15 protein-coding genes are annotated in these 17,936 nt (G+C 71.9%); 9 read left to right on the forward strand and 6 right to left on the reverse strand.

The features are described from left to right. Window positions 1–56: 56 nt before the first annotated feature. Both mgtE and ABD213_RS10030 read right to left on the reverse strand, forming a co-directional pair. Complete coding sequence (gene mgtE / locus ABD213_RS10025; protein WP_344327537.1) at window positions 57–1,400, reverse strand: magnesium transporter; 1,344 nt, start codon at window positions 1,398–1,400, stop codon at window positions 57–59. Window positions 1,401–1,574: 174 nt separating this feature from the next. After that, the gene (locus tag ABD213_RS10030) at window positions 1,575–3,173 is read right to left on the reverse strand and encodes an LVIVD repeat-containing protein (protein ID WP_344327540.1); all 1,599 of its coding nucleotides are present in this window, start codon (window positions 3,171–3,173) and stop codon (window positions 1,575–1,577) included. 165 nt (window positions 3,174–3,338) lie between these two features. On the opposite strand from ABD213_RS10030, the gene ABD213_RS10035 reads away from it, so the two are divergent. From ABD213_RS10035 to miaB, 3 genes are read left to right on the forward strand one after another with little or no spacing between them, the layout of a single operon-like run. Next, window positions 3,339–4,034: a DUF305 domain-containing protein gene (locus tag ABD213_RS10035; RefSeq protein WP_344327542.1), complete on the forward strand. Its 696-nt coding sequence runs from the start codon at window positions 3,339–3,341 to the stop codon at window positions 4,032–4,034. Window positions 4,035–4,082: 48 nt separating this feature from the next. Next, entirely contained in the window at window positions 4,083–4,643 is a 561-nt protein-coding gene (locus tag ABD213_RS10040; protein ID WP_344327544.1) for a dihydrofolate reductase family protein, read from the forward strand. Between the two features lie 46 nt (window positions 4,644–4,689). Next, window positions 4,690–6,177, forward strand: a complete 1,488-nt coding sequence (gene miaB, locus ABD213_RS10045; RefSeq protein ID WP_344327546.1) for a tRNA (N6-isopentenyl adenosine(37)-C2)-methylthiotransferase MiaB — start codon at window positions 4,690–4,692, stop codon at window positions 6,175–6,177. 180 nt (window positions 6,178–6,357) lie between these two features. Here miaB and ABD213_RS10050 read toward each other — a convergent pair whose 3' ends face one another. Both ABD213_RS10050 and ABD213_RS10055 read right to left on the reverse strand, forming a co-directional pair. Continuing rightward, entirely contained in the window at window positions 6,358–8,412 is a 2,055-nt protein-coding gene (locus ABD213_RS10050) for a YhgE/Pip family protein (RefSeq protein WP_344327547.1), read from the reverse strand. After that, a complete protein-coding gene (locus ABD213_RS10055; RefSeq protein ID WP_344327549.1) occupies window positions 8,412–11,306 on the reverse strand; it encodes an MMPL family transporter in 2,895 nt (964 codons plus the stop codon). Before ABD213_RS10055 ends, ABD213_RS10050 begins: the two co-directional genes overlap by 1 nt. A 124-nt stretch (window positions 11,307–11,430) precedes the next feature. On the opposite strand from ABD213_RS10055, the gene ABD213_RS10060 reads away from it, so the two are divergent. Then, on the forward strand, window positions 11,431–12,057 hold the full coding sequence (locus ABD213_RS10060; RefSeq protein ID WP_344327550.1) for a TetR/AcrR family transcriptional regulator: 627 nt from the start codon (window positions 11,431–11,433) through the stop codon (window positions 12,055–12,057). Between the two features lie 405 nt (window positions 12,058–12,462). After that, entirely contained in the window at window positions 12,463–13,023 is a 561-nt protein-coding gene (locus ABD213_RS10065; protein WP_344327551.1) for an HhH-GPD-type base excision DNA repair protein, read from the forward strand. 19 nt (window positions 13,024–13,042) lie between these two features. On the opposite strand, the gene ABD213_RS10070 is transcribed toward ABD213_RS10065, so the two are convergent. Beyond that, window positions 13,043–13,627: a hypothetical protein gene (locus ABD213_RS10070; protein WP_344327554.1), complete on the reverse strand. Its 585-nt coding sequence runs from the start codon at window positions 13,625–13,627 to the stop codon at window positions 13,043–13,045. Window positions 13,628–13,688: 61 nt separating this feature from the next. Between ABD213_RS10070 and ABD213_RS10075 the strand changes: the two genes are divergently transcribed. Continuing rightward, the gene (locus ABD213_RS10075; protein WP_344327555.1) at window positions 13,689–14,345 is read left to right on the forward strand and encodes a class III extradiol ring-cleavage dioxygenase family protein; all 657 of its coding nucleotides are present in this window, start codon (window positions 13,689–13,691) and stop codon (window positions 14,343–14,345) included. Between the two features lie 3 nt (window positions 14,346–14,348). Here the strand turns inward: ABD213_RS10075 and ABD213_RS10080 are convergent, their stop codons facing one another. Then, window positions 14,349–14,591 carry an antitoxin gene (locus tag ABD213_RS10080; protein ID WP_344327557.1) on the reverse strand — a complete coding sequence of 81 codons (243 nt, stop codon included), beginning with the start codon at window positions 14,589–14,591 and terminating at the stop codon, window positions 14,349–14,351. A 127-nt stretch (window positions 14,592–14,718) separates the two neighbouring features. Here ABD213_RS10080 and miaA point away from each other — a divergent pair, with 127 nt between their 5' ends. The 3 genes from miaA to hflX are packed head-to-tail and all read left to right on the forward strand — an operon-like array spanning window position 14,719 to window position 17,879. Then, window positions 14,719–15,678, forward strand: a complete 960-nt coding sequence (gene miaA / locus ABD213_RS10085) for a tRNA (adenosine(37)-N6)-dimethylallyltransferase MiaA (RefSeq protein WP_344327560.1) — start codon at window positions 14,719–14,721, stop codon at window positions 15,676–15,678. A gap of 9 nt (window positions 15,679–15,687) precedes the next feature. Further along, a complete protein-coding gene (gene dapF, locus ABD213_RS10090) occupies window positions 15,688–16,506 on the forward strand; it encodes a diaminopimelate epimerase (protein ID WP_344327563.1) in 819 nt (272 codons plus the stop codon). Beyond that, window positions 16,503–17,879, forward strand: coding sequence for a GTPase HflX (hflX, locus tag ABD213_RS10095; RefSeq protein ID WP_344327573.1), 1,377 nt, complete (start codon window positions 16,503–16,505; stop codon window positions 17,877–17,879). The genes dapF and hflX overlap by 4 nt, the downstream gene beginning before the upstream one ends. The last annotated feature ends 57 nt before the right edge of the window (window positions 17,880–17,936 follow it).

Raw genomic sequence — 17,936 nt, forward strand, 5'->3', positions numbered from 1 at the left:
ACCCCTACCGGCAAGTCCGCAACCGAATTGTCACCGTGTCGTGACGCGGCGCGGGCTCAGATCCCGAGGACGGCGCGCGCGATGAGGAAGTAGACGACGAGGCCGGTGGCGTCGACGAACGTCGAGATGAACGGGTTGGAGAAGACCGCCGGGTCGACGCGCAGCGCCTTGGCCAGCAAGGGCATGGCGCCTCCGACGGTGGCGGCCATCGTGCAGACCGCGGCGAGCGTCAGGCCGATCACCAGGCCGATGTCGCCGTCGTAGATCAGCGTCGTGACGAGCCCGCCGATCGTTCCGAGGACGAGCCCGAGGCTCAGGCCGACGCGCAGCTCGCGCCACACGACGGTGCCGATCTCTCGCGTCCCCACGTCGCCCAGCGCGATCGCGCGGGTGACGGTGGTCGCGGCCTGGTTGCCGGTGTTGCCGCCGATGCCGATGAGCAGGGGGATGAACAACGACAGCACCACGAGCTGCTCGAGCGTCGCCTCGAACACCTCGAGCACCTGCACCGTGAGGGTCGCGCCGATGGCGAGCACGAACAACCACGTGATGCGCGAGCGGACGAGCCCGGTGATCGGCGTCGAGAGGTAGGGACGGCGCAGTGGCTCCACACCACCGATGCGCGCCTGGTCCTCGGAGTCGGCGTCCTCCAGCAGCCGGAGGGCGTCGTCGACGGTCAGCAGGCCGACGAGCCGCTCCTCGGCGTCGACGATCGGCAGGGCGAGGGCCTTGGAACCGACGCAGCGTCGCGCGGCGTCCTCGGCGTCGTCGCTGGCCTCGGCGGTGTCGACCTCCTGCAGCAGGTCGGCGACGGCGACCGTCGGGGCGGCCGACAGCAGGCACTGCAGCGGGACGGTGCCGAGCAGGCGCCGGCTCCCGTCGACGACGGGCACGGTGTGGGCGGAGTCGAGGTCGGCGCCGACGCGACGCACCCGTTCGAGCGCGTCCTGCGCGGTGCTGGACGCGGCCACCGAGACGAACTCCGGGCTCATCCGACGACCGATGGAGCCGGCGGGGTAGCCGAGGACGATCGCGGTCAGGTCACGCTCGGCGCGCGGGAGCCCGCGCAGCAGACGCGAGGCCACCGAGGCCGGCAGCTCGTCGAGCAGGCCGACGCGGTCGTCGGGGTCGAGCTCGGTGAAGACCGCCGTGACCTCCTCGTCGCGCAACGCGTCGAGGATCTCGGCCTGCAGCGCCGGGTCGAGCCGCTCGAAGACCTCCAGCGCGACGAGCTTGGGCAGGACGCGGTAGACGACGGCGCGTGGCGCCGGTGCCAGCCGCTCGAGCACGTCGGTGAGAGGTCCGGGGTCGAGGTCACCGGCGATGCGCGCCAGGGCCGTGAGGTCGCGTTCGTCGAGGGCGTCGTCGATGAGGTCGAAGGCGGAGGTGTCGTCGGTCATGCGGTCCTCCTCGGCGTCGGCGGCGTCGTGGGTCCATTGTGACCGATCCGGTCACGACCAGTGACGTCGCCCCGGCCGCGGCGACGTCCAGCGCCATGGATACCGCACGCACGAGGGCCGCACCCGTCGGGAAGGACAGGCGCGGCCCTCGTGAGTACCGCGTGGGACGCGAGCTCAGCGCTTGCCGGGCTTGCCCTTCTCGGGGTAGCTCGGCTGCATCTGCGGATTCAGCTCGTCGAAGCGGACCTTCTCCGCTCCCGCGATCCGTCGGTCGTCGACGCGGAAGACGTCGAAGCCCCGCTGGATCTCGTTGGAGTAGATGTGGCCGTTGTAGTAGTACGTCGACCACGCCCCACCGAGCACGAGCCGCTCGTCGGAGAGCGGGCCGCGGTCGTGCCAGGCGATCTCCACGGGGTTCTCGGAGTCGGTGAAGTCGAACATCGACCACCCGCCCTGGTACCAGGCCTGGACCATGATGTCCTTACCCGCGACCGGGACCAGCGAGCCGTTGTGGGCGACGCAGTTCTCGGTGTTCGACTGCGGCCGCGGGATCTTGTAGTAGCTCTTGAGCTCCAGCTGCCCGTCGGACCCGAGGTCGTAGATGCCGTTGGCACCCTTCGTGTCGCCGGTCTCCTCGTTGCAGACCGGCGCGCCGCCGCCGCCGAGCTCGTCGGTGAAGACGATCTTGGTGGCGTCGTTGTTGAAGGTCGCGGAGTGCCAGAAGGAGAAGTTCTCCTCGTCGCGGACCTGCTCGGTGACGACGGGCGCCTCGCGGTCGCTGATGTCGAGCACGATGCCGTCACCCATGCAGGCGCCGGCCATGAGGTCCTTCTCCGGGTAGGAGGTGAGGTCGTGGCAGCCGCTGGTCTGGCGCGAGTAGCCCAGGCCTGGGTTGCCCCCGTCGGGGAAGAGCACCGGCGTGGCGACGATGGCTGCGTCCTGGGGCGCCTTCAGGGGCACCTTGACGACGCTGATGAGGTCGTGCGGCGGCTGGCAGTTCGGGAACGCGGCGTTGGGCGAGTACGACGAGACGTAGACGTAGAGGTCCTGGACCTTGCCCTTCGGCCCCTTGCCGTTGCCCTTGCCCTCGCTCTTGCCCGGCTTGACCGCCGGACCGGGCGCGATGGTGTTGGTGTGCGAGCCACACGGCGTCGCGACGGCCGCGACGTACTCGGGCTTGCGGACGTTCGAGATGTCGAAGATCCGCACCCCCTCCCACGCGTCGGCGTTGGTGGCGCTGTCCGGCTCGCTGGAGCAGGAGTCGTCGCTGCGGGCGGCGTCGACGCTGACCACGAGGAGGTCGCCGTAGACGGAGACGTCGCCCTGCGCACCAGGGCAGACCACCTGGGAGACGACCTTGGGGCGCGTCGGCTGGGCGATGTCGTAGACGGTGAAGCCGTTGTAGTTGCCGGCGAAGGCGTACCGGCCCTGGAAGGCGAGGTCGCTGTTGTAGGCGCTCTCCTCGGCGAAGGCTCCCTGCTTGGGGATGTTGGCCAGGACGCGGACGTTGTCGCTCTTGGCCTCCTCGTCGACGCCGAGCAGCCCGGACGTGTCGGGAGCCTGGAAGAGGCGGGCGACGTCGTTGCCGGGCAGACAGTTGCCCGCGAGGCGGTCGGCCTCGGAGAACGTCTGCGCGCCCTCGCACGGATCCGGCGGCGGTTCCGGTGCCGCGCTGGCCTGGATGGGGACCGTGAGACCGGCGGCCAGGAGGCCGGCGGTCGCGGTCAGGAGAGTCGTGCGGACGACTCGTGACTGACGTGCTGAGTGCACCATGGGTTGTTGTCCTTCCCCCGAAGGCCTCTATCCTGACCTCACCACGGGGTCGCCGACAAGGGGACGCGCGCGACGTCATCGTTTCGACATCATGCGAGCGTCGGCGCCGGACCCGCCGTCCGACGAGCACGTGCATCGAGGGGCATCGAGGGGAATCGAGGGACCATGACGCGCTGGCAACGACGTCGACGCACCGCCGTGGCGGCCGTGGCGGTGGCCGCCGCTCTCACGCTGACGGCGTGCGGCGGCCAGACCGACGACCGTCCGGAGGTCGACGGCACGATCATCCAGCCGGGCAAGCCCGGCGAGCCGGCCGAGGAGCTCGACGAGGCACCGGTGATCACGCCGGCGGCGGCGAACGCCGCCGACGTCCGGTTCGCGCAGATGATGATCCCGCACCACGCGCAGGCACTGGAGATGGGCGAGCTGGCTCCCTCGGCCGGCGGCAGCGAGCAGATCCGCAGCCTCGCCGATCGCATCGTCAGCGCACAGCGGCCGGAGATCCTCACTCTCGCCGGGTGGCTCGACGAGCTGGGCGAACGCGCTCCCACGCGCGAGCAGATCGAGTCCGGGGACCTGCCGATGCCCCACGCGCACGGGGATCACGGTGGGGAGGGCGAGGCGATGATGGGCATGGCCACCGAGCAGCAGATGGCTGCCCTGCGCCGTGCCAGGGGCGACGACTTCGACGTCCTCTTCCTGCAGCTCATGGTCCGCCACCACGAGGGCGCGCTGGAGATGATCTCCGACGTCCTCACCGAGGGCTCGGACACCCAGCTGGGCAAGCTCGCCGCCGGCATGGCCTCGGACCAGGGCTCGGAGATCGACCGGATGAACCAGCTGTTGGCACGAATGGGGTGAACGGCCCCGGTCCGTGACGGATGGTCCCAGCGCGAGCACACTGGTGCGATGAGGCCGCTGCGCTACTCGATCAACGTCACGCTCGACGGATGCTGCCACCACGAGGCGGGGCTGGCGCCGGACGCCGAGTCGATGGCGTACTGGACCGACGCGTTCCGCCGTGCCGACGCGCTCCTGCTGGGTCGGACCACGTACGCGATGATGGAGGCCGCCTGGCGTCGGCCCGCGTCGGGGCAGTGGCCTGACTGGATGCAGGCGTGGGAGGTGCCCTTCGCCGAGGCGATCGACGGTGCGAGGAAGCACGTCGTCTCGAGCACGCTCGACGAGGTCGACTGGAACGCCGAGCTGGTCACGGGCGACGTCGGATCCGCCGTGCGACGGCTCAAGCAGGAACCGGGCGACGGCCTGTGGGTCGGGGGCGTGACGCTGCCGACCGCCCTGGCCGACCTGGGCCTCATCGACGAGTACGAGCTCCTCGTCCACCCCGTCGTGGCCGGGCACGGCCCGCGGCTCCTCGACGGCCTGCGGGACCGGATCGAGCTCGAGCCGGTCGGTCGACGCGCGCTCGGCTCCGGCGTCGTCGCGACGACGCTGCGACCGCGCCGCTGAGCACACGGGCGACCCGCCCGGGGCCCGGTCGTACGATGGGGCGGTCATGACGAAGTCCTACGAGGTGCGCACCTACGGGTGCCAGATGAACGTCCACGACTCCGAGCGGCTCTCGGGGCTGCTGGAGACCGCCGGCTACCAGGCGCACGACGCGGCCGAGGGCGGCGACCCGGACCTCGTCGTCTTCAACACCTGCGCGGTGCGCGAGAACGCCGACAACAAGCTCTACGGCAACCTCGGGCACGTCGCCAGCGTGAAGGCGCGCAACCCCGGCATGCAGGTCGCCGTGGGCGGCTGCCTGGCGCAGAAGGACAAGGACACGATCACCGCGCGGGCGCCGTGGGTCGACGTCGTCTTCGGCACCCACAACATCGGCTCGCTGCCGGTGCTCCTGGAGCGCGCGCGGGTGGCCGAGGAGTCCCAGGTCGAGATCCTGGAGTCCCTCGAGGTCTTCCCGTCCACGCTGCCCACCAAGCGCGACTCCGTGTTCGCGGCATGGGTCTCCATCAGCGTCGGCTGCAACAACACGTGCACCTTCTGCATCGTCCCGAGCCTGCGCGGCAAGGAGAAGGACCGGCGCCCCGGCGACGTGCTCGCCGAGGTCGAGGCGCTCGTCGCCGACGGCGTCGTCGAGGTGACGCTGCTGGGCCAGAACGTCAACTCCTACGGCGTGGAGTTCGGCGACCGGCTCGCGTTCGGCAAGCTGCTGCGCGCGTGCGGGCAGGTCGAGGGTCTCGAGCGGGTGCGGTTCACCAGTCCGCACCCCAAGGACTTCACCGACGACGTCATCGCGGCCATGGCCGAGACGCCGAACGTCATGCCGCAGCTGCACATGCCGCTGCAGTCCGGCTCCGACCGCGTCCTCAAGGCCATGCGCCGCTCCTACCGTCGGGAGAAGTACCTCGGCATCCTCGAGCGGGTCCGCGCGGCGATGCCCGACGCGGCCATCACCACCGACATCATCGTCGGGTTCCCCGGCGAGACCGAGGAGGACTTCCAGGCGACGCTCGACGTCGTGCGGGAGGCGCGCTTCTCCAGCGCTTTCACCTTCCAGTACTCCCAGCGACCCGGCACGCCGGCGGCCGACCTGCCCGACCAGCTGCCCAAGGCCGTCGTGCAGGAGCGCTACGAGCGCCTCGCCGCGCTCGTGGAGGAGGTGGCCTGGGCCGAGAACCGGCGCCTCGAGGGCCGCACCGTCGAGCTCCTCGTCTCCGACCACAAGGCCGCCGGTGGCCGCAAGGACCACGAGACCCGACGCCTGACGGGACGGGCTCGCGACAACCGACTCGTGCACTTCGTGCCGGGTGACCGCGACGTCCGTCCCGGTGACGTGGTGGAGGTCGTCGTCACCCATGCCGCGCCGCACCACCTGGTCAGCGACGACGCGCCCGTCTCCTACCGGCGCACCCGCGCCGGCGACGCCTGGGAGTCGCGACAGGGCCGCACCGAGGTGCGCTCGGTCGGACTCGGCATGCCCTCGGTCGGCGCACCGGAGCCGCTGTCCGCGGTCGAGGCGCCTGCCTGCGCACGCTGACAACGGCGGGTCGTCGGGATCAGCGACAGTAGGCTCGCAGCGCTCATGGCCAGGACGACGATGCTCGCGACGAACGGCCACGGTGCGGTGGGGCGGATGTCGGTCACCCGGCCTCCTCGTGCTGCCGGAGCATCCATCGCACCATGGTTCGGCCCGCGGCTCCACCAGGGTGCAGCTCGGTCAGAGCGTGAGCGTCGGGTGCAGCCGGGAGACCGTCACGCTCTGGCGCCGCACGGCCGTGAGCACCGTGACCGCGAGGGCGCCGAGGGTGAAGGCGATCAGCACGACGGCCGCGGCCCAGACGCCGACGTCGCCGCCGGCGATGCCGTTGCGCAGACCGGAGACGGCGTAGGTCATCGGCATCAGCGAGTGCAGGAAGCCGAAGAACCCCGGAGCGGTCTCGACCGGGTAGGTGCCACCGGCGGACGTCAGCTGGAGGCTGACGAAGACCAGTGCCGCGAACCGCCCTGCCGCGCCGAACAGCGCCACGAACATCTGGTTGATCGCCAGGAAGCAGGCCGACGTCAGCAGGGCGAAGCCGACGAACAACAGAGGCCGGGCGGCGGAGATGCCGAGCGGGCCCACGACGAGACCGACGAGCAGGAGCGCCTGCAGTGCGGCCAGGGGCAGACCGGGTGCGTAGCCGGCCAGGGCGGTGCGCCAGCCGCCCGCGGTCGATGCCAGGGCGCGTCGGGGGAAGGGACGCAGCAGCAGGTAGATGGCCATCGCACCGACCCACAGGGCGAGCGCGATGAAGTACGGGGCCAGTCCGGCGCCGTAGGAGTCGACGCCGTTGACTCGCTCGATCGCGTCCTCCACGGGGGTGGCGGCGGTCTGGGCGAGTCGTTCGCGCTCGTCCTCGGTGTAGTCGGGGATCTCGCCGGCACCCTCGCGCAGCCCGTCGCGCAGCTCGCGCGCTCCCTGCGCGAGCTCGGCGGCACCGTCAGCCAGCTGACCGGCGCCTGCCGCGAGCTCTCCGACCCCGGCCGCCAGCTGGTCCGCTCCACGGGCGGCCTCCGTGGCGCCGTCGCTGAGCTGACCCGTGGCGGACGCGAGCTCGGCCGCACCGCCGGCCGCCTGGCCGATGGCTGCGCTGAGCTGCCCCACACCGCCGGCGAGCTCGGCGGCACCGTCGGCCACCTGGCGGGCGCCGTCGCTCAGCTCCTGCGTCTGCCCGCCGACGGTTCGCGCCTCGTCGCGGATGCCACCGACGATGGTCGTCGCCTGGGCGGCCGCCTGGTCGATCGCGCCGCAGTCGAAGCCCTCGGGCGCCGCGTCCCGGCACTGGGCCGCCAGGGCTCGCAACGTCGCAGCCAACGCATCGGCGTCCTCGGTCCCGCGGAGGATCGTGGAGACGACCTGCTGGACGACGGCGTTGAGCTGGTCGACACCTCCCGCCACCTGACGTGCACCGTCGGCGAGCCGGCGGGTCTGTCCCGGCAGCGCCGCGGTCTCCCGGCGCAGCTCGCCGAGACCGTCGGCGAGCTCTCCGGCGCCCGCATCGAGCTGCCGTGCACCGTCGGCGAGCTGACGATTGCCGTCGGCCAGGGCGTTGGCGCCGTCGGCGAGCTGCCCGGTGCCCTCGGCCAGCTCGGCGCTGCCGTCGGCGAGCTGCTCGGCCCCGTCGGCCAGCTCACCGGCCCCGTCGGCGGCCTCGGCGAGGGAGACCTTGAGGTCGGAGAAGCTCAGGTAGATGTTGTCGAGGTAGGTCTCGGTGACCTGGGCGTTGAGCGCCTGGCGAGCGGCCTGCAGGATGCTGCGCGCCACCTGCCCGTTGACGTAGTTGACGGCGTCGTTGGTCTTGAGGTCGAGCTCGCCCTGGACGGCTGACTCCGGGTCGTCGGTCGACGTCGCCGCGGCGGAGAGGTTCGCAGGGATCGTGAGGACGGCCTTGTAGTCGCCGTCGGCGAGGCCGTCCTGGGCATCGCGAGCGTCGGTGAGGACCCAGTCGTAGTTCTCCGGCGAGTCGTCGCCGATGAGGTTGGCGGCGAGCAGCCTGCCGACCGAGACCGGCTCGGTCTCGCCGTCGGGGCCCTCGACCTCGATGAGCTCGTCCTGGTTCACGACGGCGGCCTGGACGCGGTCGAGGTTGTTGGTGGGGTCGATGTTGGCCCACGTGTAGAGGCCGCCGTAGAACAGCGGCACGACGACGACGGCCGCGACGGCGGCCCGGGTGAGACGGCTGCGCCGGAAGCGCGCCAGCTCGAACCAGGGCAGGGCGGGGGAGGGCAGCATCAGGACATCAGCTCACTCAGGGTGCGGTGCGTGTCGAGCTCGACGAGGTGGAGCCTCTCCGTCGGCAGCGGACCGGGGTTCGACGGCGCCGAGTCGGCCGAACGGACGGAGGCGATCACGGTGGTGCCACGGTCCTCGAGCAGGTAGGCCAGGGCCGACCAGACGAGCTCGACCTGGTCCGTGACGCGCAGGTGGTCGACGTCGTCCACGACGACGATCTCCGGCTCGTCGAGCAGGGCCAGGACGACGCCCAGCACGATGCGCGCGACGCCGTCGAGCTCGACGACGGGGGTCGCGCCGTCGACCTCGGCGACGACGGTGCCGCGGGCCTCGTGGGCGTGCTCCAGGGCACGGTTCAGCTCGTGGCGGACCGGTGCGATGCGCCGGCGCGGGACCCACAGGCCGAACGTGCGGATCGACAGGCGCTCGGCGATGTGCTCGTCGACGCTCAGGGCGTCGTCGAGGTCGTTGACGCCGGCCACCTCGGCCAGGCTCACCCGCTGGCGGACGGCGCGCGTCTCCTGCGGCAGGAGCTTGCCGGCCACCCGCAGGCGGCCGTCGTCGAAGCCCATCCGGCCGGCGAGGGTGAGCAGCAGGGCCGTCTTCCCGGCGCGTGCGGGACCGTGCACGAGCAGCCAGTCACCGGCGGGCACGCGCAGGTTCACGTCGTTGTAGACGGGGCCGGTCGTGGTGGCGGCGGTCAGTCCGGCGGCGGTGACGGCGGCGGGTCGGCTCGGCCACGCCTCGAGTGCGATGCGCCGGTGCATGGCGTCACCCTCGACATCGATGTGCGGGAGCCGGCGGTCGAGCCAGCCGGGCAGGGCCCACGCGGTGCGCCCGGTCAGGCGCATCACGGCAGGGGCGAACAGCATGCGCACCAGGAACGCGTCGACGAAGACGCCGATCGCGAGCGCGAAGGCGATCGGCTGGATGTTCGCGTCGCCCTCGGGCACGAAGGCGGCGAAGACCGCGAGCATGATGACGGCGGCGGCGGTGACGACACGCGAGCTGCCGACGAAGCCGGTCAGGATCGCCTCGTCGGGGTCGCCGGTGCGGGTGTACTCCTCCTTGATGCGCGACATCAGGAAGACCTCGTAGTCCATCGAGAGCCCGAACAGCACCGCCATGAGCAGGATCGGCAGGAAGCTGATCAACGGCCCCACCTGCAGCACGTGCAGCTCGTCGGCGAACCAGCCCCACTGGAAGACCGCCACGACGGCGCCGAACGACGCGCCGGTGGAGAGCAGGAAGCCCAGCGTGGCCTTGATGGGGACGACGATCGAGCGGAAGACGATCATCAGCAGCAGCACCGACAGGCCGACCACCACGACGCCGAAGGGCAGCAGCGCGGAGCGGAGCCGGTCGGAGACGTCGATGCCGCCGGCGGTCAGGCCCGTGACGGAGATGGTGCGGATGTCGTGCTCGGTCTCCCAGCCGGGCGCGCGGTCGCGGATGGCCTGGACGAGGTCGGCGGTCTCGACCTCGGCGGGCCCGGACGTCGGCACCACCTGGATCAGGCCGGTGTCGCCGGTCTCGTTGGGCGTCGCCAGACCGATCGCGGCCACGCCCGGGACCTGGCGGACGTCGGCCTCGATGGCCTCGACGGCGCCGACCGGGTCGGTGGAGGTGATGAGGTCCATGGTCACGAGCAGCGGACCGTTGTAGCCGGGGCCGAAGGAGTCCTCGACCATCTCGAACGCCACGCGCTGCGTCGAGCCCTCGGGTGCGGCACCGTTGTCGGGCAGGGCGAGCTGCAGGTCCTTCGTCGGGATCGTCACGATCGCGAGACCGACGACGATGATGACGATCGAGAAGACCGGGAAGCGGGTGACGGCGGTGACCCAGCGCCTCGAGAAACCGCCCGGGGGGCGTTCCTTGTCGGTGGGACGCAGTCGTTCGTCTGCGCGACCGAGCAGGGCCGGCAGCAGCGTGAGGGCGACCGCGACGGCGATCGTGACGGCACCGGCGGCAATGACGCCCATGACCGTCAGGAACGGGATCTGGGCGATGGCCAGACCGAGCAGCGCGATGACGACGGTGGCGCCGGCGAACACGACGGCCGAGCCTGCGGTCGCGACGGCGCGCCCGGCGGCCTCCTGCGGGTCGACGTCCGCGGCGAGGAGCTCGCGGTAGCGCGAGACGATGAACAGGGCGTAGTCGATGCCGACGGCCAGGCCGAGCATGAGGGCCAGCAGGGGCGAGGCGCTGGAGATGACCACGACCGGTGTCAGGGCGAAGGTCAGCCCCATCGTGACGCCGACGCCGACGACGGCGGTGATGATCGGCATGACGGCCGCGCGCAGGGAGCGGAACATCAGGTAGAGCACGATGAACGCGACGATGACGCCGATCAGCTCGACGATCGAGAGCTGCGGGCCGGTGTTGGTGAAGGCGTCGCCACCGAACGCGACGGTGTAACCGGCCTCGTCCAGGGCCTCGCCCGTCTCCTGGAGGCTGGTCAGCTGGTCGTCGGTGAGGTCGGGGAGGTCGTCGAGGAACTGCACCTGGACCTGCGCGGCCCGCTCGTCCTCGGAGATGCCGATGTCGGTGAGGTCGGAGAAGGGCGAGACGACGTCGTCGACGCCCTCGACCTGCCCCATCTCCGCGATCGTCCGCTCGACGAGGGCGCGCGCCTCGGGGTCGGTGATGCGGGCCCCGTCGGGCGCCTCGACGACGAGGTAGGCCGACGTGCCGGCGAGCTGGGGGAAGGTCCGCTCGAGGGCGTCGATGGCCGTCTGGGACTCGGTGCCCGGGATGTCGAAGGAGTCGTTCGTGCCGGTGGTGAACACCCCCGCGAGCGCTCCGCTGGCCAGGAGCAGCAGGACCCACCCGGCGACGACGCGACGGTGGTGGGCGAAGCTCCAGCGACCGAGGGAGTACAGGAGGGTGGACACCGCGTTAGGATACAGTTGTGTATCGAGTGCGACAATGTATCGAACAGCGTGGGACTGGTCACACGATGACCTCCCGTGCCGCCGCGATCCTCGACCCGACCGGCCGATGCGGGAGGATGCAGGGATGAGCGAGACCCCAGGGACGACGCGCCGGCGGTCGGCGACCCGCGAGCGGTTGCTCGACGCCGCGCGCGACGTGCTGGCGCGCGAGGGCATCCACGGGGCCTCGGTGGAGCACATCTGCGAGCACGCGGGCTTCACGCGCGGCGCCTTCTACTCCAACTTCGCGAGCAAGGACGAGCTCGTGCAGGCGCTGTTCGAGCGGGAGTTCGCCGACCTCATGAGCGGCATCGAGGAGGCCGTCGACCCGCAGACCTACGCCGGGCTCGCGCCGGGGGAGTCGCTGGGTCGGATCATGGACCGCTTCCTGGAGCTGCGGCCGCCGGACCGCGACTTCTTCCTGCTGCACGCGGAGTTCCAGCTGCGGGGTCTGCGCGGTGACATCGGCGGTGAGGAGTTCAACGCCCTGTGGCGCATGGTGGGGGTGCGCATCTCGGCGGTGGTCGAGCGGGTGCTGTCCGACCTCGGGCTGCGCACCAGCATCCCCGTCCGCCAGCTCGTCACCATCTTGCTCGGCACGTACGACGCCGAGCTGCGCGAGGCCCTCGTGGAGGACCGTCCCCTGGACGCCGACCTCCTGCGTGTCACCCTGCCCGCCCTCCTGCTCGCCGCGACCGAGCCCGCCGACTGACCCCCTGATCGGTGCCTGGGCAACCGAAAGCCCGGGGCGAGTCCTGATCGGTGCCTGAGCAACCGGATGATGTCCCATCCGGTTGATGAGGCACCGATCGGGTCAAGACGGTCGATCGGTGCCGGTGCAACCGAATGCCGCGACGGGATCCCGATCGGTGCCTGGGCAACCGAAACGTGGCTCATTGGGTTGGTGACGCACCGATTGGCTGTCTTGACGCGATCGGTGTCAGTGGAACCGATTGACGGGATGATGCGTTGCTCAGGCACCGATCAGCGGCCACGACGCCGAATGGGTTGCTCAGGCACCGATCAGCGGCCACGACGCCGAATGGGTTGCTCAGGCACCGATCGGGGGCTCGGGCGCGGCCGGTGGGGGCGCGGCGCCCGTGGGATGATCGGTCGCATGGCCCTCCAGATCGCCCAGGACGCCGACGCCGACCGCGTGCTCACCGACGACCCCTTCGCGCTGCTCACCGGCATGCTGCTGGACCAGCAGTTCCCGATGGAGCGGGCGTTCGCCGGGCCCGCCAAGGTGCTCGAGCGGTTCGGCACGCTCGACCCGGCGCGCATCGCCGACGCCGATCCCGAGGAGTTCGCCGACCTGTGCGCCACGCCGCCGGCCATCCACCGCTACGGCCGGTCCATGGCCGGGCGCATCCAGGCGCTCGCGCGGGTGGTCGCCGACGACTACGACGGCGACGCGTCCCGCATCTGGACCGAGGCCAGGACCGGCGAGGCGCTGTTCGGCCGGCTCACCGCGCTGCCCGGCTTCGGGGAGCAGAAGGCCAAGATCTTCGTCGCGCTGCTGGCCAAGCAGCTCGACGTCAAGCCGCGCGGCTGGACCACCGTGGCCGGCGACTACAGCCGCAAGGGGTACCGGTCCGTGGCCGACGTCGTCGACCCGGAGTCGCTGCAGAAGGTGCGCGAGCACAAGAAGGCGATGAAGGCCGCAGCGCGGTCCTGACCAGCCTCGGGCGGGCAGGTCAGATCGAGCGGCTGTCGGCGAAGACCGGTTCGGTGAGCTCCTCGGGCACGACGCACTCGATGAGCAGCATCGCCTCGTCCATGCGCTCGGTGATGCGCTGACCGTCGACGCGCGGCACGTCGAGCGCGGCGCGATCTTCCGTGGCGAGGTCGCGGGCGAACGTCGCACGGGCCTCGACGAGACGCTCCCAGTCCTCGAGCCACTGCGCCGTGGGCCGGTCACGGGCCAGGACGTCCTCGCCGAGGTCGCGCACGGCCTCGACCATCTGCTTCACGGCGGAGTTCTGGTCGAGGACCCGGCGAGCCTGCGCACCCGCATCCCCCTGCAGGGGCAGTCCCTCGACCGTGGAGGTCATCGACCGGCACTCGGCGTCGACGACGGACATCACCTCGGGGTCGTCGATGAGGCCGGGCGCGTCGCGGGCGTCGAGGGCGATCATCGCGGCGAACGCGACGACCATCGTCACGGTGGCCGCGGGCCCGGCGATCACGGCCACCCAGAACCAGCGGCGACGCACGGGCGGCTCGGCGAAGCGCCACCGCTGGACCGGTGGCGGGTACGTCACCGGGGGCGGCTGGCTCACGGACGCCATGGTGTCACGACGATGCCCGGCCGGCTCGGCAGGACGGCCCTACGCTCGGGGGGTGAGAGTCGCCGTCGTCCCTCGGACCCCGCTGCTGCTGCCGGCCTTCGACCCACGTGCCCTGCCCGAGCTCGAACCGGTGCGTGGCGCGGCGCGGGAGGCCGCGCTGAGCCTGGTCCGGCCCGGCGTCGAGACGGTCACCGTGGTGACCGCGTCGGCCGACGCGGCCGCGACCGACGAGTCCGCCGGCGGCACGTTGGGCAGCTACGGGCACGACGTGCACGCGGGGGGAGCGGACCCGGTGCTCTCGCGCGACCAGACGGTGGGAGCGTGGCTCCTCGACGACGCTGGCTGGACGGGACGACGCCGCTACGTCGCGGCGGACGACGAGGTCGCCGTGGCCGAGGCCGATGCCGTGCTGGCCCTCGTGGACGGCACCACGTGCCGCACGGATCGAGCACCGCGACCCTTCGACGAGCGCGGTGAGCCGTTCGACGAGCTCGTGGCCGACGCCCTGGCCGCGGCCGACCTCACGGTGCTCGCCGCGCTCGACGAGGAGCTGGCCGACGAGCTCGGCGCCGGCGGTGTCACGACGCTCGGCGTCCTGGCGCGTGCGGCGACGACCCTGCCGCGCACCGCCGAGCGCCGCGCGGATCTGCTGCACCATAGTGCGCCGTTCGGCGTCGGCTACTGGGTGGCGGCCTGGGACCTCGGCTGAGCCTCAGCCGGCCGGACGCCCGCCGCGCCCGCGACCGTCGTCGCTGACGTCGTCGACGACGTCCTTGGCCTTGGCGGCCGCCTTCGAGACCGTGTCGCCGTGCTTGCCCTTGGTGGCCTTGTCGGCCAGCCCCGCGGCCTTGTCGATGCCGGAGTCGATCGTGGAGTGGTGCTCGCGGGCGAGCTCGGCGGCCTTGGCCTTGAGCTCCGTGGTGTCCAGCGTCCTGAACCGGTCGATGAATCCCATGACATGCCTCCTTCTCGCACCCGCGCGGGTGGCTGGCTCGAGCCTACTGCGGACGTCCGACGCCCATCAGGAACAGGCGCGCCGACCGGACGGGGGAAGGGGCGAGGAGACTGGGAGACTTCTCGCCATGGAGTCCGCCGTGCCGCTGGTCGTCGTCGTCGGTCCGACGGCCTCGGGCAAGTCGAGGCTCGCGGTGGAGCTGTGCCTGCGGCTCGGGGGCGAGGTCGTCAACGCCGACGCCCTGCAGCTGTACCGCGGTATGGACATCGGCACGGCGACGACGCCGCCCGGTGAGCGTCGTGGCGTCCCGCACCACCTCATCGACGTGCTCGACGTCGCCGAGGCCGCGTCGGTGGCCGCCTTCCAGGAACAGGCACGTGCCGTCGTGGCCGACTGCCGCGGCCGTGGTGTGGTGCCGGTCCTCGTCGGAGGGTCGTCGCTGTACGTGCGGGCCGTCGTCGACGAGCTGGACTTCCCTGGCACCGATCCCGACGTGCGGGCCCGGTACGCCGCGCGGCTGGAGGCCGAGGGCGCCGAGGCGCTGCACGCGGAGCTCGCGCGGGTCGCCCCCGAGGCGGCCGCGCACATCCTGCCCAGCAACGGGCGTCGTCTCGTGCGGGCCCTCGAGGTCACCGAGATCACCGGACGCCCGTTCCGCGCGACGATGCCGCCACACCGTTCCGTGGTGGGTCCGGTGAGGATGATCGGCCTCGACGTCCCGCGCGAGGTCCTCGACGTCCGCATCACCGAGCGTGTCGACGCGATGTGGGAGGCGGGCCTGCTCGAGGAGGTCCGACGGCTCCGGGAGCAGGGCCTCGACGACGCCCCGACCGCGGCCCGGGCCCTGGGGTACGCGCAGGCCGCCGCCCAGCTCGACGGGGAGCTCAGCGAGGAGCAGGCGCGCGCCACCACGGCAAGGGCGACGTCGGCGTTCGCGCGGCGCCAGGACCGACTGTTCCGCAAGGACCCGCGCATCACCTGGATGCCGTTCGACAGCCCGAGCCTGGTCGAGGACGCCGTCGCGGTCGTCGAGACGAACCGGCTGCGCGGCACCGACGGTTCGGACCAGCCTGGCGGACGCGCGTAGACTGGTCGAATGACCTTTCCATGGCTCAAGGGGCACGGAACCCTCAACGACTTCGTGCTGCTCCCTGACCATGACGGGCAGCGCCACGGCGAGCTCTCCGCGGAGCTCGTCGCCGCCTTGTGCGACCGTCGGGCGGGCATCGGCGCCGACGGCGTCATCCGAGTGATCCGGTCCGCCGCACTCGGTATGCCCAGCGACGGCGAGTGGTTCATGGACTACCGCAACGCCGACGGCTCGGTCAGCGAGATGTGCGGCAACGGCATCCGCGTGCTGGCCCGACACCTCATCGACGAGGAGCTCGTGCCGGAGGCCCCGTTCGTCATCGGCACCCGCGACGGCGACAAGCACGTCACCCCGCTGCCCGACGGTGAGATCAGCGTCGACATGGGCAGGGGCGAGGTGCGCGGCTTCTCCAAGGTCCGCGCCGGCGAGCGCGTCTGGGAGGCCCACGACGTCCGCACCGGCAACCCGCACGCGGTGGTCTTCGTCGACGACCTCGCCCAGGCCGGGCCCCTGCTGGAGGCGCCCGAGCACGACCCCGAGACCTACCCCGACGGGGTCAACGTCGAGTTCGTCCGTCGCGTCGGGCCCGCGCACGTCGCCATGCGCGTGCACGAGCGCGGCTCGGGGGAGACGCTCTCGTGCGGCACCGGCGCCTGCGCCGTCGGCCTGACCGCCGCACGCCTCGACGGCGTCGAGCGCCCCGCGACCTACCGGGTCGACGTGCCCGGCGGCATCCTGCACGTGACCTGGCGCGACGACGACGGCCTCGTCCTCACCGGCCCTGCCGTCATCGTGGCCCGCGGCGAGATGGAGTGGATGGCATGAGCGATGCCGACGACATCGAGACCACCGGGCTCGACCTCGCCGAGCGCCAGTCGCTGCGCCGGGTCGCGGGCCTGCGCACCGAGCTCGAGGACATCACCGAGGTCGAGTACCGCCAGCTGCGCCTCGAGCGCGTCGTGCTGGTGGGCGTCTGGACCGAGGGCACCGCGCAGGACGCCGAGAACTCCTTGGCCGAGCTGAAGCTGCTCGCCGAGACCGCCGGCTCGGAGGTCCTCGACGCGATGATCCAGCGTCGCCAGCGCCCCGACCCGGCCACCTACATCGGCAGCGGCAAGGTGCTCGAGCTCAAGGAGGCGGTCGAGGCCAGCGGCGCCGACACCGTCATCTGCGACGGCGAGCTCGCGCCCAGCCAGCTGCGCAACCTCGAGGACCGCACCAAGGTCAAGGTCGTCGACCGCACCGCGCTGATCCTCGACATCTTCGCCCAGCACGCCAAGAGCTCCGAGGGCAAGGCGCAGGTCGAGCTGGCCCAGCTGCAGTACCAGACCCAGCGCCTGCGCGGCTGGGGCGGCAACCTGTCGCGTCAGGCCGGTGGCCGCGCGGCCGGCGGTGAGGGCATCGGTGGTCGTGGCCCCGGCGAGACCAAGCTCGAGACCGACCGTCGGCGCATCCAGGCGCGCATGGCCGTGCTGCGCCGCGAGCTCAAGGACCTGCGCGTCACGCGCGACATCAAGAAGGCGCAGCGTCGTCGTCACGGCGTCCCGGCCGTCGTCATCGCGGGCTACACCAACGCCGGCAAGTCCAGCCTGCTCAACCGGCTCACGCGCGCCGGGGTGCTCGTCGAGGACGCCCTGTTCGCCACGCTGGATCCGACGACACGCCGCACCCAGACCTCCGACGGTCGCGTCTACACCCTCAGCGACACCGTCGGGTTCGTCCGCCACCTGCCGCACCAGCTCGTCGAGGCGTTCCGGTCCACGCTGGAGGAGGTGGCCGACGCCGACCTCGTCCTGCACGTCGTCGACGGCTCCCATCCCGACCCTCGCGGCCAGGTCGCGGCGGTGCGGGAGGTCTTCGCCGACATCGGCGCCACGGGGGTGCCGGAGATCATCGTCGTCAACAAGGCCGACGCCGCCGACGAGCTCGCCGTCAAGGAGCTCCTGGCGGCCGAGCCGCACGCGGTGCTCGTCAGTGCGCGCACGGGGGAGGGCATCGAGGAGCTCCTCCTGGCGGTCGAGGCGGACCTGCCGCGCCCTGCGGTGCTCGTCGACCTCGTCGTCCCGTACGCCCGCGGCGACCTCCTCAGCCAGGTGCACGAGCAGGGCGACATCGAGACGCTGGAGCACGGCGCTCACGGCACCCACCTCGTGGCGCGGGTGCCCGAGGACCTCGCGCACCAGCTGCAGCACGCCTGAGCGGCCCTCGTCGCCTGCTGCGCTGTGGACGCCCGGGCCGGGTCACGCGGGTGCTGA

Source organism: Aeromicrobium halocynthiae, from assembly GCF_039531385.1.
Classification (GTDB): Bacteria; Actinomycetota; Actinomycetes; order Propionibacteriales; family Nocardioidaceae; genus Aeromicrobium; species Aeromicrobium halocynthiae.